Origin of the sequence: Microcystis protocystis FBCC-A270 (assembly GCF_050500235.1) — a bacterium.
In the GTDB taxonomy this organism is placed as follows: domain Bacteria; phylum Cyanobacteriota; class Cyanobacteriia; order Cyanobacteriales; family Microcystaceae; genus Microcystis; species Microcystis ichthyoblabe_A.
Map to the genome: position 1 here is coordinate 4104506 of NZ_CP191407.1, position 15511 is coordinate 4120016.

The window sequence follows — 15511 nt, forward strand, 5'->3', positions numbered from 1 at the left end:
AAATGCACCATGCTTCTATTCGGACGGCTAATATCCATCGGGCGATCGCTTTTTATCAACTTCTCGGTTTTACCCTAGAGGAAAGATTCACCACGGGTTATACTTTGGCCTGTTGGCTCATCGGGTTAAACGGACGCATCGAATTAATCCAAATTCCCCAACCGAAACCCGCACCCGATGCCTTTGGTGATCAGCATTATGTCGGTTATTATCACTTGTCTTTTGACCTAACAGAAAATGTCAGCAATTTACCAGAATGGTTAGAAAAATTAACAAATAACTTTCAGCAAGCCCATCAAGAGGATGCCAATTTATATCAACCTTTAAATATTCTTTTGCCCCCCCAACAACAGATGATCGGCGATCATGTCTATGAAGTCACCTTTATTGCCGATACAGACGGTTTACCCTTGGAATTTATCCGTCGTTTAACCTAAAAAGATTGTCCCACTTCTAGGACTTTTGTTTGGCCATTGCGAGACAAAATAACCTGTTGATTGCCAACTTCCACTAAAGTCCAACCGTTGACAAATTCCCCCGGAGAAATACGGGTAGTTATGCCCTTATTATCAAATAAAGCTGTAGATTGATCGCCTAAATCCATCACCCCCACCAGGGTATTTTTCACCTGATTATTGGTAGGAATAACCGCTGCCACCGGTCGATTTACCTGGGGAGCAGCCGGTAATGGTGGTGCAGCAATGTCGGGACTTGAGGGTGTAACTGGGACAAGTTTGGCAGTAGTTTCAGGGGTTTGGGGATAAACAGGAACGTAAATTCTTTCTATGATCTGGGGAGTATTATTAACCGGTAAATTAGCGGGTGGTGCTGGTAGAACTGGCACTACTGGAGAAGGGTTATTTTTGGCAGCAGGATTGGGATCGGGGGATGAAGTTTGACTTTGGCGATCAATAATAGCAAGGGATGATTGCAGATAGGCAATAAATTTTTTATCTTCCTGGGAAATCGTGCCATTTTGAGAGATAGGGGCATTTTTTTGACTGATTAGCCATGCCACCACCCAACCTAGATAGATGCAAGCAATAACAAAAATAACTTTATCTAGGGGCATTCTGGGATTTTCTTCATAGCCCGCCGGCATATTTGTTTCACTCCTTGATCGATGCTGTAGTTTCGATTCTAACAGGATAACACTCATTTATTCTACCTCAATTTTCCTTTTTAACTCAGTGACGGATTTTGTTCACAATGTAGGGGCGAACTGCGTTCGCCCAAAAGGTACATTATCAAAGCGCAAGTCCCTAACCTGTTGGCGGCTGTTTGTAAGTGTGAGTTAGGTGTAGCAGCTTCTTAAAAGTTGCCAAACATTAATCAAGTCAAGGAGAATTTATTCTCAATTTTTATAATTGATAAAGTTTGTGATGCTTAAATAAAGAGGTTTTGACAACCAAATTAAAGCATATCTAAAGAGTTTTGAGTTAAAAGCAAAACTTCAGGTTTTCATTCAGAAGAAATGTACTAACTAATTTTCCAAAAAAAAATTAGTTAACCTATAATTATGACATATAATTAATTCGCAAGAGTTCTAATGTAAAAAACCTATACCTATGAGGGAGATGGGAGATGGGAGAGAAGAATAAATAAAAATAATCTCCTGAATACTGACTCGGAGAATACAGCTTTCTTTTGCCTTTGGCCTTTTTACTTGCTATAAAGTAGGTTTATTGAAAAAGTGGAGGGAATCATCATCCTATGGCGATAATGGCAAAATCATTTAGACAAAGACTGGCAGAGATTTTCGGGTTTGACCTGCGATCGCTGGCTTTATTTCGCATTGCCTTGGCGTTAGTGGTTTTAGTCGATTTATCAGTTCGTTTTAGCCAAGTAACTGCCCATTACAGTGAATTAGGGGTTTTACCTCTAGGAAGCTTATCAAAAGTCTCTGCTAGTCCTTTTTACTGGTCTATTTTTGCTCTCAGTGACTCGGTGCTGGTGCAGAGTATCCTGTTTATTGTCGCTATAGCGATCGCATTATTGCTCTTAATTGGCTATCATACCCGTTTAGCCACGATCGCCACTTGGGCGCTAATCGTCTCTTTGCATCATCGCAACCCCCTGTTACTATTTGCCGCCGATGACGTAATCCGGGCAGTATTATTCTGGGCGATGTTTTTACCCCTCGGTGCCTGTTATTCCGTGGAAAGTGCCTTAAACACCAATCCCAACCCCTTACCCAAGCGCGTAGTTTCGGCTGCCACGGTGGCTTTTATGATACAGGTGTGTTACATCTATATGTGGTCAGCGGCCTTTAAAACCAAAAGTGAGACTTGGTGGCCCGATGGTACGGCCGTTTATTACTCTCTCAGTTACGATCAATACGGTACTGCTTTTGCTGGTTTCTTACTATCTTTACCGCAACAATTACTAAAAATCCTGACCTTTTCAGCGTTAATCTTTGAATGGGTGGGTCCACTGCTAATTTTTATTCCCTTTCGCAATAGTTTCTTTAAAATAGTCGCTATTCTCTCGTTTATTCTTTTACATATCGGTTTTGCTCTCAGTTTTCATCTGGGAATTTTCCCGTTTTTGAGTGTCACCCATTGGTTGCCGATCATACCTAGTCTTGTCTGGGATTGGGGACAAAAACGGATGATAACCCCAGAAAGAGAAGGTTTAAGGATTAATTACGATCGAGATTGTGGATTTTGCAAAAAAGTTGTTCATCTTCTCCGCACTTTTCTCATTTTACCTGGCACTCCCCTGTTAGTCGCGCAAGATAACCCCTCAATATACGAGGATATGGTAGCCCAAAATTCTTGGGTAGTGGAAGATTGGCAGGGAAAACGCTGGTTTAAATGGTCAGCATTGGTTTATATTGTCAGTCTTTCGCCGATTTTCTGGTTTTTAGCCCCAATTTTGCGTTTACCGCCCCTCATGATCCTAGGAACGAGAATTTATGAGTGGATTGCCTCCCATCGTCGTTTTATGGGCAATTTCACTAAACCTCTCAAGTTTCGTCCCCTGACGATTAAATCCTCTTTACCCTTAAATATTTTGGTAATTTTCTTCTTATTGTTGACCAGTATCTGGAATTTACGCAGTTTTGTCCGGCAATCGGTCGATAGGGGTGATTTAAATACACCTTTAGTTCAATCCCTCGATCGCTTGCTCACCCGTCGTACTTTTAATACAATTGATATTCTCGCAAGAGTTACCCGTTTAGACCAATATTGGAGTATTTTTGCCCCTGGTCCGCCCCGGGATGATGCTTGGTTTCTGGCAGTCAGTCAATTAGTCGATGGTTCCACGGTAGATATATTTAGAGAAGGACAGCCGGTAATTTGGGATAAACCCACGGATAGCGATCGCAATCGTTTGTATAAAACCATGCAGTGGCGACAATATTTTATTAATCTTAATCGAGCTATCGGTCGGTCAGTTTATGGAGAGTTTGGTCATTATCTCTGTCAAAACTGGAATCAGCAGCACGGTAGTGATCAACAGATTAAATCCCTGCAACTTTATATTATGCGGGAAAGGACTGTACCCCCCGGAGAAAAACAAGGAATCGAAAAAGAGCTACTCTGGCAGCAAAACTGTCTTTAATCAGTTATCAGTTATTAGTCAGATCTAAAGTTATCTTGTAACTAAAATCTGATTGCTTCTTTTTCCCTTTCAAACTAACTACCGCTCAACTTTAAAAATCGCTGGAACCGCTCTGGAGAGTAGCGAGGGATTTTTCAAAATTCATTCTCTGTTCAGCATTGCGGAGAAAGTAACCACTCATCATTGCCGAGGCCAATAACCGGCCCAGATGTTCGCGACTGGTACTGATAGTGACACCGAAATGTTCGGAGGGAAGGTTGCCCAAAAGTCCGATAATGTTGCGTTCCATCACTTGGAAAACCTCTTGGGATTCTGGTTTCGAGAGTTGGGCGATTGTTTCGGGACTTAAGGTCTGGACATATTGCCACAAACTCTCGGAAAATTCACTATCGGTACCGAATAAATTGTGAGGGCGATCGTTTTCTCTATACACCTTTGATCTCCTTAACTCAATTTTTTTATAAACTATCCTTTTGGTTCTTCCAATTTAACAGTTTTTTGAGATAGTGGCAGTCGGTAGAACCGAACCTGAAGGGGATGGTCATACCAAGCAAAAAACCCATCTCCAGCACAAATCAAAAACTTAACACTGATGATAACCGATCACTGTTCACTGATAACTTTTATTTACCCATACCTAAATGCTGGGCCTTTTGATAGACTTTACCCTCCGTCAGCAGCGAGGGGGCAATCACCACTTCCACCTGTTGCATTTCCTTTAAGTTCTTAGCACCTAAAGTCCCCATACTGGTTTTCAGCGCCCCTAGGAGGTTATGAGTACCATCATCTAATTTTGCTGGTCCTACGAGGATTTCGGCAATAGTTCCCGTACTGCCCACACTAATCCTGGTTCCCCGGGGTAGAACTGGACTAGGTGTGGCCATACCCCAGTGAAAACCGCGGCCGGGGGCCTCCACGGACCGGGCAATGGGAGAACCAATCATCACCGCATCGGCGCCACAGGCGATACATTTGCAGATATCACCGCCGGTAATAATGCCGCCATCGGCAATAACGGGGACGTATTTACCGGTTTCTCGGAAAAAATCGTCCCTAGCGGCGGCACAATCGGCCACAGCAGTGGCCTGGGGAACTCCCACCCCTAAAACGCCGCGAGAAGTACAGGCAGCCCCGGGACCGATACCGACTAAAACCCCGGCTGCCCCAGTTTTCATCAGGTTAAGGGCGACTTCGTAGGTGACGCAATTGCCCAAAACCACGGGAATGGGCATTTCTTGGCACAATTGCACTAAATCGAGGGGGGTGATAGCTTCCGGGGATAAATGGGCAGTGGAAACAACCGTTGCTTGGACAAAGAGAATATCGGCCGCTGCTTGGGCAACAATAGCACCGTATTTGACGGCACCGGCAGGGGTGAGGCTAACTGCCGCAATACCGCCTTTTTCTTGAATTTCTTGGATACGAAGCTCGATTAGTTGCGGTTTAATCGGTTCTGCGTAGAGTTCCTGCATTAAACCGACGAATTCTGCTTTGCCGACTGCGGTAATGCGATCAAGAATCGGGTTAGGATCCTCGTAACGGGTTTGAATACCTTCGAGGTTTAGTACCCCTAGCGCCCCCAACTCGGAGAGAAGGACGGCCATTTTAGTATCCACCACCCCATCCATAGCGCTGGCGATAATCGGGATTTCCCGCTCGATATTGCCGAGAGACCAACGGGTATCGGCTAAACTAGGATCGAGGGTTCGCACTCCGGGTACAAGTGCGATTTCATCGATACCGTAAGCTCTACGGGCTGTTTTGCCCCGACCAATAATTGTATCCACGTTTCTATACTATTTCAGACCTATTTAGCCTAGACTAGCAAATTTCGCACCATCTCGAAAAGCTTTTCGGTATTATGGCAAACTAGGCATCGGGAAAATAATCGCCACAGTCGATCGCTTGTTCGGTGTTGGCGCTCCTGGGTTGTACACTACATTTGAGGCGATAATCGTTGGTAAAGTAGCGGCAGTGGGAGCAAGGGATAGAGTGCATCCGTCGGGCAACTTGCCAACTATCGCGCACGGCACTGGTTAAAGACCAGCAAACTAAAGCGATAATGGCAGCGGCGATTGAAAAACGTAAAATAATCCAGATTTCCATGGCGAGCAACTAAAATTACCTGATTTGAATAGGAATCAACTGAGGCAATCGGCAGAGGGTTAGATACTGAACAGTTTACTGACATCCAGACTAACCGTTAGCAATCACCAGACTTTTAAGAACATTTTCGGTCATGGCCGCTATTTGATCCAATTGTTCCTGATGGCGTTTTGCCTGTTTTTTGGCTTCTACCTTGCGTTTCAGGGCTTCCCGGGCTAAATCATCGCGATTTCTGCTTAAAGCTTCGATCGCTACTCGATTCCATGTTTCTGCTTCTTGAATGGCTTTTTTGTACTGGGGTTGAATTTCATCCCAACTGACCTTAAGATTGCTTAAAGCCCCTTTTAACAGGGTTTGGGCATTGTTGGGGTCGGCTCCGATCAGGGATTTTTTCAGAGGTTCGTAGAGTCCCACCGCTTGTAAATGGGTAATAATCGGGATAAATTCTTCTATCTGTTGACTTTTGCTAATACCGGTCTTACACCAAGTGGCAAAATGTTCGCAGTTGTTAAAAAGAAGATTATATTTCTGCTCCCCCAGACGACTTAGCGCCCTTTCTACCACCACATCGGGGATAAAGGAAAATCCCACCTCTACATGGCGCACCACATAGATTTTACCGCCCCTAGCAAAGGTTTCTAGGGAAGTTCGTTCCACAATCTCGCTCGGTTTTCGGTAATGAATGACGCTACCATCACCGCAATCGATGCCATGATGAGCATAAACACCCTGAAGATTGAGCAATTCCCGATAGGCGTATATTTGATCCCCTTTAGCCATATTTTTTTAGTGATAAATTAAACAAGGAGATTATCTATTGACCCAGTTTTTCTGGTTATTACTCTTATATTTTAGAGATTATGGATGCTTTTAGTCCCTTTCCCCCTGACTGGACAGAGAATGCTGTTCACGCCTACAATTTTTGTTGTCCTTACTGTGGGGCAAAAGCTAAAGAAGCTCAGTCCGTTTGGATCAATCGCCGCGCTCCCGTTTTAGGAGAAGATTCCCGTCGTAAATGGCAGGAATTCTATCATTGTCAATGCGATCGAGTTTGGTGGGCCTGGAGTAGTGATCGACCTGCCGAAAATAAGTAATTCTGAATCGGGAATGGAAAATATGGCCGATGTCTATGTTTCTTGGGATGAATACCATCGTCTGATCGAAAAATTAGCAGTAAAAATCGATCATTCTGGTTGGCAATTTGCTCAGATTGTCTGTTTAGCTAAGGGAGGATTGCGCGTCGGTGACATTCTCTGTCGTCTTTTTCGTCAACCCCTAGCCATTCTCTACGCTGCTTCCTACGGGGGGCAAAATCATCAAATTCGGGGAGAATTAACTATTTCCTCAAATTTAGCCATGCTCGAGGCCCAATTAAAGAGTCCCCTGTTATTAGTGGATGATTTAGTCGATTCGGGAATCACCCTCCAAAAAACCTCGATTTTATTGCAGGAAAAATACGGGATTACCAATATCAAAACTGCGGTGATCTGGTACAAAGCGGCATCAAGAATCAAACCTGACTATTATGTGGAATATTACCCCGATAATCCTTGGATTCATCAACCCTTCGAGCGTTACGAGTTAATTACACCCAAAGACCTCCTAAGCTGAGACGTATTTTAACCGCTTATTCTTAGATTAGCCGAATCTCCCCCAATCCCTTTACTGTTGCCTCTTGCCTCTTAAATGCGCGGGCAGCTTAGTCAATGACTTAATTAGTATTCTTGTATTGTTTGGGGGGAAAACTCAGAAAAATTGCTAGAATATTAGCCTGATTAATTAATTTTCCCCTCGATCGAGTATGACTTTCTCCTCAGCCGCAGACTTTCAAGATGAATTTGATGTCATCGTCGTCGGGGCGGGCCATTCCGGCTGTGAAGCGGCCCTAGCTTGCGCCCGTCTCGGTTGTCGTACCCTTCTCCTCACCCTTAATCTCGATAAAATCGCTTGGCAACCCTGTAACCCCGCCGTCGGTGGTCCGGCTAAATCCCAATTAACCCACGAAGTGGACGCTTTAGGCGGCGAAATTGGCAAAATGGCCGACCGCACCTATCTGCAAAAACGGGTTCTTAATGCCTCTCGCGGACCGGCAGTCTGGGCCCTACGCGCCCAAACCGATAAACGGGAATACGCGGCGGTGATGAAAGGTATCGTCGAAACCCAAGCCAATCTGGTTATTCGGGAAGCCATGGCCACAGACCTGATTTTAGGGGCAAATGAGCAAGTTTTAGGGGTAGAAACCTATTTCGGCACTTGTTTCGCCGCTAAAGCCGTCATTTTAACCACTGGCACTTTTTTAGGCGGTAAAATCTGGATTGGCGGCAAGTCTATGGCCGCCGGACGGGCGGGCGAATTTGCGGCGGTGGGTTTAACAGAAACCCTAAATCGTCTCGGATTCGAGACCGGTCGCCTAAAAACTGGCACTCCTGCCCGTGTGGATAAGCGTTCGGTGGATTACTCCCGCATGGAACCGCAACCGCCCGATGACGAGGTACGTTGGTTTAGTTTTGATCCAGAGGTGTGGATCGAACGGGAACAAATGAACTGTCATCTCACCCGCACCACGGCGGCAACTCATCAATTAATCAGAGATAATTTACATTTATCCCCCATTTATGGCGGTTTTATTGACTCCAAAGGACCGCGTTATTGTCCTAGTATTGAGGATAAAATCGTCCGTTTTGCCGATAAAGAAAGTCATCAAATTTTTATTGAACCGGAAGGGCGCGATATTCCTGAACTTTATATCCAAGGCTTTTCAACCGGACTGCCGGAAAATGTTCAATTAGCAATGCTGCGGACTTTACCCGGTTTAGAAAACTGTGTAATGTTGCGGGCTGCCTATGCAGTGGAATACGATTATTTACCGGCAACTCAGTGTTATCCAACCCTGATGACGAAGAAGATTGAGGGGTTATTTTGTGCGGGACAAATTAACGGGACAACCGGTTATGAAGAAGCGGCAGCCCAGGGACTGGTGGCGGGGATTAATGCGGCCCGGTTTACTTTAGGAAAAGAGTTAATTGTTTTTCCCCGGGAGGAAAGTTATCTAGGAACTTTGGTCGATGATTTGTGTACTAAGGATCTGCGGGAACCCTATCGAATGTTAACCAGTCGTTCCGAATATCGCTTAGTATTGCGATCGGATAATGCCGATCAAAGATTAACACCTTTAGGGCGAGAAATTGGTTTAATTGATGACCGGCGTTGGCAATTATTCCAAACGAAACAGGCTAATATTATCGCTGAAAAAGAACGCCTACACGAAACGAGAATTAAAGAACGGGATCAGGTGGCAATCGCCATCGTTAAGGATACGGAACAAAAAATTAAAGGTTCTCTCTCTTTAGCGGATTTACTGCGTCGTCCTAGCTTCCATTATCCGGATCTTGATCGCTATGGTTTAGGTAATCCTGATATAAATTTAGCCGAAAGAGAAGGGGTAGAAATTGAGATTAAATATTCCGGTTATTTAAAGCGACAACAAAATCAAATTGACCAAATTAGTCGCCACAGTAACCGTCATTTATCCCCCGATATTGACTACATGAAAATCGAAACTTTGTCAATGGAATCCCGGGAAAAATTAACAAAAATTAAACCCGCCACCATCGGCCAAGCCTCGCGAATTGGCGGAGTCAATCCTGCTGATATTAACGCTTTATTAGTATATTTAGAAATGCGGCAGATGTCGGCAGTTAAAAGTTAGGAAATAATCCTGATTATCAGCGATCAAGAGTTCTTATCGGCTGCCTAATTAGCAGCCCCAATCAAAATAAATGACCGATTACTCCTGACAAAAGAAAAACCTTTACTTGTGACAAGGTCAAAGAATTTTGTGGACATCAAGAGTTGAGTCAGAAACTAGGAGCAGATTTTTATTTTGCCCCTCCTGATCATTCTTAGGAGAGGGGATTAAACGAGCATAATAATATTGCCAACGGACAGAAGGCGATCAAAAACCGACTAATTACCTTGGAAAACGGACAGAAGAATTTAGAGTTAGGGCAGTCGGAAATTAAAGGCGATATCTAAACCCTAGACGGAAAGATAGAGGGTTTAAGCTGCAAGCAGCTCGAGTTAAAGTATGGCGAACGCGGCGGGGAAAACCACCGATCTCGCCGAAAAAGTCGGAGAATTGAAAAACCGGAAACAGATCGGGATAGTGGTGATCACCGCTTTGATCAGTTCGGTCTAGCCCTAGGTTTTAAAAGTTACCCAAAAAGACAGGCAATAATTATCCCCAAAATACTCTGGGGAGTAACCTAAATAACCAACCTTAAAAAAACTCTCTGCTAAACTTGAGTCAGTAGATGCACCCTGATGAAAAAGGAGAGTCAAAGAAAGCTCTCCTTTTTTTTTGTTGAGAAAGCAATCTGGGGGATTTAGCCGCGGTTAGCAGGTAGTTTCGCCTTGCGTGCCATGTCTTTGAAACCATTCAAACTTGGACCGGGGCGACGGCGAGACAGACTAGGAGTAATCAAGTATTTTGTCGCAAATTCCACCTCTTGCGGCTCTACTTTACCGTTAGTAGCGGCTACGGGTGCCGGTGCGCTCACAGGAGCGGCGGGAGTTTCTTTTACTTGCTTTTCTTTCTTGATAGAAGTTTTTTGGGCTTTTTTCTCGGCTACAGGGGCAGGAGCAGACTCCACAGCAGCGGCGGGCGCTTCCACAACAGGGGCGGCTGCTGCCGTGGTTGCTGTCGCTTTTTGTTCACCATCAGTTTCTTTTAGTTCTAGGTAAAAGTCAGATTTTTTGCCACCAAAGAGATTTTTTAACATCGGGGATCACTCCGAGAGTTGGGAAAATGTAAAAGACTAGGTATTTAAAAATTTATCATTGACCGGGATCAGGCAGCAAACAAGATTATTCTCTTGACAATTTCTCTGCTTCATCTATTTTTCTTTGGATAATCCTTAACAGAAAAAGGTTTTAAAAACAAGTTAAATTTACAAAAATTTACAAAAATCTAGAACGAGAAACCCCGACGCAACCAATGACAAAAACTGCTAGAGACGTTGCTGATAACGTCTCTAGATTATTTATTGGGGATTTGGTCGGATTTAGCTGGCTGCAGGTACACGGCTGCCGCTAACTCCGGGGACAGGACCACGACGAATGTTGGTTTCCGCTTCGATGGGAACGAATTCAATATGATTAAGGAGGGTAGTAACGAAAGCAAAGAGTAAAAAAGGCAAAGAGAGGACGACGACTAACCCCACGGTAGCGAGGGCGAAAATTTGTCTAGTGCTACTCCAAAGAGCTAGAGTGGAAGCGAGAGTAAGAAAAATAACGATTAACCAAACGATTATTTGTCCGTAAATATCTCCAAAGGTGAGAGTGCAAACCATGCGATAGTTACGAAAATCCTTATCCATAACAGTAAACCCGTAGATAGTCAGTTATTATCTCAGGGTAAGTCTAGAATCCTCACCTTGGTCAATATTTAAAGGTTTTTATAAACACTTGTTGATAAATCTTTACAATTACGCCCCGAGCGGGTAGCCAAATCTAGAAGTAAGAGCGGTATTGTTTGGTTGCTCTCCTAAGAATTGATAAGAATTGATAAGAATTGCTAAGAATTAGCAAAAAACTTGCCAAAATTTTGGCGAACGCTCTTTACAATTAAGTTAGAAAGGCAAGGAGGAGCAAGCCTAATGAAAACTTTTGTTGAGCGTTATCGGTCTTGGTTTAATTGGACAACCCTAGCCATGGTTGTTCTTGGTTTCTGGTTAAGTGCCAGTTTCGTCATAGATTTAATCATTATCCCCAGCTTATCCGTAGCTGGCATGATGACACAAAATGGCTTTGCCAGTGCCGGTTACTTGCTATTTGGCATTTTTAACCATCTGGAATTAGTTTGTGCGGCGATTGTGCTGTGTAGCTTTGTTGTCTTCCACCGCTATCATACCTTAATCCATCTCCCCGAACATCGATCGCTTCTATTCGCCGGTGTTCTCTTAGTAATCACCCTAATTTACACCTATTTTCTCACTCCCAATCTGAGCGCTATGGGTTTACTGGCCCCCGTTACTGCGTCGGGAATGTCGGGAGAAATGATGTCTTTGCAGATTGGTTATTGGTTTCTAGAAGTGGTTAAAGGTTTGATAGCTTTTACCCTGTTGCGCTGGTGTTGGCGAGATGCCTTTAAGTTAGCTTAGTTGTTGATTAAAAGCGGGGTTCAACCCGCTTTTTTTAGTTCTAGCAATATAATCCGCCTATTGGATTCATGGACGGAGACCCAGCACAACCGGCGAAGCCAGAAATAGAGGTGGTAAGGGACTTGCGCTTTGATAATGTACCTTTTGGGCGAACGCAGTTCGCCCCTACATTGTGGAGAAAATCCGTTACTGTAGGGGCGCAAAGCTTGCGCCCTCCGCTCGATTGGGATATTATTCTCACGCAAGTCCCTAAATTTTTTACACTTCATTTAGGCAGACTGGGGCCAAAAAGAATCAAGGAAATTTTTCAACCATAGTTGCAGTAAGGACGATAGAAGGAGGTGAATTGACAATTGCAGACACCAGTAAAGGAAAGATGGTTCTTCTCGTTTCTGTAGGGAGAATTTTCTTTCCAGAAAGATAGTCTTCAAAGCCTTGCCTAGCAAGACTCACACCAATGATAAGCAATGATTATCATACAGAGACCGCAACTTTGATAATTTGCTATCTAAGAATAAATCAGTTACAATTCTTGCAAATTAATTTCGTCTGTGAGGAAAGCTGGAAGTGTTATTAAAAAAAGCCAAAAGAAACAGCCAGATGAGACAGATATTTTCTGGAGGAATTTTCATCACATCCTGTGTGGGGACAGCCATACTTTGTGATGGGGTGAAGGCCCTTCCTTCCCCCTTAGACATTGACGCTGCTTCTATTCGGGTATCCCAAGAAAAAATTAACATTAATTCCCCCGTGGAATTAGAGATTACAGAAAGAATTATTACAACCAATTCCTTCTCGACAACAGAGGGATTAGCCGATAGTAATCTGCCCTCATCCTTAGAAAATAAACTAGAGAAATCTTCCCTCGATACTCTAGCAACAGAAAAGACCGGGACAATTTCAACCCTAGAAGAATGGAAGGCGAATCTAGGGACAACGCAAGCGAGTCAGCTTTTACCAGCAGGGGGTAATAACTCGCCAGAAGTCGAAAAATGGCAAGCGCAAGCATCTACCCCCGTTGATACCAATGTTTCCCCCGAATTGCAGCGTTTACGTCAAGATTTTCTGATTGAGGAACCGCAAACCCTTTCTGCGAAACTGGCGGAATTTGTGGTTGCCCCTAGTGCCAGTATTTCTACTCCCATCGGTTTTGGAGCCAATTTTGGGCAGATTTTCGGTGGTTTCGGTTTCCAGTCGAGAACCCGTTTTACTAATGAAGCAGATGGTGGGTTAGCCCTAGGGGTCGGTTTAGGAGAACCCCAGAAAATTGTCGGTTTGGATGTAACTATGGCGATTTTGAGCCTTTTTGGTGATAACGCTGGACGGGGTAGTTTTAGCTTTAAAATTCACCGTTCTCTGCCAGAAGGTTTTGCTGTCGCCCTAGGATTTGAAAACGCCATTCGCTGGGGTGGGACAGATGCCGGTAGCAGTATCTACGGGGTGGTGAGCAAATTTTTTCAGTTCACAGAAACAACGAAAGAACCCTTTAGTCAATTGACGCTCTCTTTGGGTGTTGGTGGTGGTCGTTTTCGCTCGGAAGGAGCCATCGAAGATGGGGTAAATTCCCTGGGTGTCTTTGCTAGTGCGGGTTTACGAATTGTTGAACCGGTCTCGGCCATTGTCGAATGGTCGGGTCAAGATTTAAACGCAGGTATTTCCCTGATTCCTTTCCAGAACATCCCCTTGACGGTTAACCTTGCCGGTGCTGATTTAACGGGCAATGCCGGGGACGGCGCTCGCTTCGTCATGAGTATCGGCTACAATTACTTTTTCCCCCGTTAGTCGGTTTTTACACTATTAATTTAGCTTTTTGAATGAGGATAAAGACCATGTTGATGAAATGGTTGACTAATTGGCAAGTTTCCTTAGTGGCGGCGGTTTTGCTGACCAATTCCCTAGTCTCTCCCCTTATGGCGCAAACCGGCAACCAATCCGATGCCACTGGGCCAATTCTTTCCACCGGTGATTTTGCCGGTCAAACTTTCCCCAGCACCAGGACGGTAACGGGATTTCAGGGGGGAGAACCGGCTCAAATCGCTGTTAATCAGGCGGCTGCTTCTCTGAATACTCTGTTAGCTGATAATAATTTAACCTCCCCCACGGGTACCCCGATTCCCGCAGCCGTTCAGCAATCGCTACTGAGCATCTTAACAGGGGATGCACAGGCGGGTAATAATATCAATGCTGTCATTGCCGCTCTTTACTCAGCCCCCGGCACAGCGCCTTTAAATGTTATTGAAGACTTATTGGCCAGCTTAGAGAAACTGACCAAAGATAAGAAGGTAGTTCCAGCTAAATTGCTGGCGGCGGTGCGGGCCTATAATGCGATGATTTTAGCCAGTAACGAAGAGTTTCTCCGCAATCCTCCCGCAGAACTGCGAGCAATTCAAGCATTCTTAGCTAAATTGGTGCAACCCACTATTAGCTAACCGCATTTTCCCTACTCACTTCACCATAGTCTTCTCGGATTAGAGGGCTGTGGTGAAGGCTCCACGGTGGGCGCGGTGGTTGGCTGTGAGGGGGTTAGAGAAGGGGTATTTCCTCCCCCTAAAGATTCTTGGAGCTTGTCGCGCAGTTTTTTGGCGGTATCGGAGTCAGGATTAATTTTGAGAGCTTGTTCGTAGGCGGCCAGCGCCTCTTGGGAGCGTTTCCAGTAGGTCAAGACCAGACCTTTACCGTACCAAGCTTGATAGAGTTGAGCATCGAGTTGCAAGGCTTTTTCATAGGCGGCATAGGCGAGGGCTAATTGTCCTAACCGCCACATTTTATTGCCTTGATTAAGCCAGTTGAGGGGATTAGTATCGTTATTATTGGGAACTTCAAAAGCCTTGTATAATTCATCACCAATTTCTTGCAAAGATAAGGCATTGGGGGGCGAATTTTCGACATTTATCTGCCCTTGAATGCCAGACTGGGGTGCTAATTTCAAAAAAGTAGTGATGGGAATAGCGAGACTAAAGCCAATTGGCACGGGAACCTTTTCGATTTTTTCGGCTTCATTTTGTCCGTGAACCGCGATGACTCGTCCATTTATATCTAACACTGGACCGCCACTCATGCCCCCATAGGTGACACTGGTATAAACTATCTCATACCCCAACTCTGGGGGAAATATTTTCAGCAAGGGTGTAATGTATTTGGGCAGCACTTTCCCCACATTGAACAATCGTTTCCGCTTGCCGATAAATTTCGGGTCGGGCCATCCAGAAGCAAAAATAAATTGTTCGTCAGCTACTTGATAGTTAGCCAAGGTCGCTAACTGATAATTTTGGTCGCTCTGAAACTGCACGAGAGCTAGATCTACTCCGGGTAATTTTTTGATGCTATTGTAATCGAGCGGATATTGCTTGCCATCCCAGGTAATAATTTTAAGTTGATCGTAATAGAACTTGCAGGCATCTCTAGCATCTTTACAGATCACATGACTGGCAGTAAGAACAGTATAAACTTTTCCTTCTTTGGCAATAATTGATCCAGAGCCATTAGCAGTAATTTTCCCATTTGCCCCCTCTTCTTCTGAGGGGATTAAAACGGTAATCTTTTCAGCAATTTTTTCTATCTGCTCAGTTGTTGATGCCTTAGCAATCTGAGGAGAAACCACAAACACCGCTATACTAACTAGGGCGGCGGAAATTTTCAAGAAATTGTTGCTCATCTGGTTTAAAAATACAGTTGAG

At 44.4% G+C, this 15511-nt stretch carries 16 protein-coding genes and 1 pseudogene; 9 read left to right on the forward strand and 8 right to left on the reverse strand.

Annotated features, from left to right (window positions below):
- The first annotated feature begins 2 nt into the window (after nt 1-2).
- On the forward strand, nt 3-437 hold the full coding sequence (locus ACQY1X_RS20020) for a VOC family protein (protein ID WP_002736212.1): 435 nt from the start codon (nt 3-5) through the stop codon (nt 435-437).
- On the opposite strand, the gene ACQY1X_RS20025 is transcribed toward ACQY1X_RS20020, so the two are convergent.
- Nucleotides 434-1102: a hypothetical protein gene (locus ACQY1X_RS20025; protein ID WP_430014701.1), complete on the reverse strand. Its 669-nt coding sequence runs from the start codon at nt 1100-1102 to the stop codon at nt 434-436. The genes ACQY1X_RS20020 and ACQY1X_RS20025 overlap by 4 nt on opposite strands.
- Before the next feature lie 611 nt (nt 1103-1713).
- Between ACQY1X_RS20025 and ACQY1X_RS20030 the strand changes: the two genes are divergently transcribed.
- On the forward strand, nt 1714-3567 hold the full coding sequence (locus ACQY1X_RS20030; RefSeq protein WP_430015054.1) for a hypothetical protein: 1854 nt from the start codon (nt 1714-1716) through the stop codon (nt 3565-3567).
- 91 nt (nt 3568-3658) lie between these two features.
- Here ACQY1X_RS20030 and ACQY1X_RS20035 read toward each other — a convergent pair whose 3' ends face one another.
- The 4 genes from ACQY1X_RS20035 to ACQY1X_RS20050 all read right to left on the reverse strand — a co-directional run bounded on the left by ACQY1X_RS20035 (nt 3659) and on the right by ACQY1X_RS20050 (nt 6453).
- A complete protein-coding gene (locus tag ACQY1X_RS20035; protein WP_002792971.1) occupies nt 3659-4000 on the reverse strand; it encodes a DUF760 domain-containing protein in 342 nt (113 codons plus the stop codon).
- 190 nt (nt 4001-4190) lie between these two features.
- Nucleotides 4191-5354, reverse strand: a complete 1164-nt coding sequence (locus ACQY1X_RS20040) for a GuaB3 family IMP dehydrogenase-related protein (protein WP_002747415.1) — start codon at nt 5352-5354, stop codon at nt 4191-4193.
- Between the two features lie 82 nt (nt 5355-5436).
- The gene (locus ACQY1X_RS20045; RefSeq protein ID WP_016514875.1) at nt 5437-5673 is read right to left on the reverse strand and encodes a hypothetical protein; all 237 of its coding nucleotides are present in this window, start codon (nt 5671-5673) and stop codon (nt 5437-5439) included.
- Between the two features lie 90 nt (nt 5674-5763).
- Nucleotides 5764-6453, reverse strand: coding sequence for a lecithin retinol acyltransferase family protein (locus ACQY1X_RS20050; protein ID WP_002736879.1), 690 nt, complete (start codon nt 6451-6453; stop codon nt 5764-5766).
- A gap of 80 nt (nt 6454-6533) precedes the next feature.
- On the opposite strand from ACQY1X_RS20050, the gene ACQY1X_RS20055 reads away from it, so the two are divergent.
- From ACQY1X_RS20055 to ACQY1X_RS20070, 4 genes and pseudogenes are all read left to right on the forward strand, one after another.
- A complete protein-coding gene (locus ACQY1X_RS20055; protein WP_002735880.1) occupies nt 6534-6767 on the forward strand; it encodes a hypothetical protein in 234 nt (77 codons plus the stop codon).
- 22 nt (nt 6768-6789) lie between these two features.
- Nucleotides 6790-7284 (forward strand): phosphoribosyltransferase, encoded by a 495-nt coding sequence (locus ACQY1X_RS20060; RefSeq protein WP_123230611.1) that lies wholly within the window; start codon nt 6790-6792, stop codon nt 7282-7284.
- A 190-nt stretch (nt 7285-7474) separates the two neighbouring features.
- Entirely contained in the window at nt 7475-9382 is a 1908-nt protein-coding gene (mnmG, locus tag ACQY1X_RS20065) for a tRNA uridine-5-carboxymethylaminomethyl(34) synthesis enzyme MnmG (protein ID WP_430013414.1), read from the forward strand.
- A gap of 77 nt (nt 9383-9459) precedes the next feature.
- A pseudogene (locus ACQY1X_RS20070) lies at nt 9460-9576 on the forward strand (IS30 family transposase); the annotation flags it as partial.
- Nucleotides 9577-10058: 482 nt separating this feature from the next.
- Here the strand turns inward: ACQY1X_RS20070 and ACQY1X_RS20075 are convergent.
- Together ACQY1X_RS20075 and ACQY1X_RS20080 are read right to left on the reverse strand one after the other, a co-directional pair.
- A complete protein-coding gene (locus ACQY1X_RS20075) occupies nt 10059-10454 on the reverse strand; it encodes a hypothetical protein (RefSeq protein ID WP_287637600.1) in 396 nt (131 codons plus the stop codon).
- 282 nt (nt 10455-10736) lie between these two features.
- On the reverse strand, nt 10737-11051 hold the full coding sequence (locus ACQY1X_RS20080; RefSeq protein ID WP_002735918.1) for a hypothetical protein: 315 nt from the start codon (nt 11049-11051) through the stop codon (nt 10737-10739).
- A gap of 279 nt (nt 11052-11330) precedes the next feature.
- On the opposite strand from ACQY1X_RS20080, the gene ACQY1X_RS20085 reads away from it, so the two are divergent.
- The 3 genes from ACQY1X_RS20085 to ACQY1X_RS20095 all read left to right on the forward strand — a co-directional run bounded on the left by ACQY1X_RS20085 (nt 11331) and on the right by ACQY1X_RS20095 (nt 14263).
- Nucleotides 11331-11834, forward strand: coding sequence for a hypothetical protein (locus tag ACQY1X_RS20085; RefSeq protein ID WP_002735260.1), 504 nt, complete (start codon nt 11331-11333; stop codon nt 11832-11834).
- A 567-nt stretch (nt 11835-12401) separates the two neighbouring features.
- Nucleotides 12402-13616, forward strand: a complete 1215-nt coding sequence (locus ACQY1X_RS20090) for a hypothetical protein (RefSeq protein WP_430013415.1) — start codon at nt 12402-12404, stop codon at nt 13614-13616.
- 47 nt (nt 13617-13663) lie between these two features.
- A complete protein-coding gene (locus ACQY1X_RS20095) occupies nt 13664-14263 on the forward strand; it encodes a hypothetical protein (protein WP_430013416.1) in 600 nt (199 codons plus the stop codon).
- Nucleotides 14264-14283: 20 nt separating this feature from the next.
- On the opposite strand, the gene ACQY1X_RS20100 is transcribed toward ACQY1X_RS20095, so the two are convergent.
- Nucleotides 14284-15489, reverse strand: a complete 1206-nt coding sequence (locus tag ACQY1X_RS20100; RefSeq protein WP_193979858.1) for a tetratricopeptide repeat-containing S1 family peptidase — start codon at nt 15487-15489, stop codon at nt 14284-14286.
- Nucleotides 15490-15511: the final 22 nt, after the last annotated feature.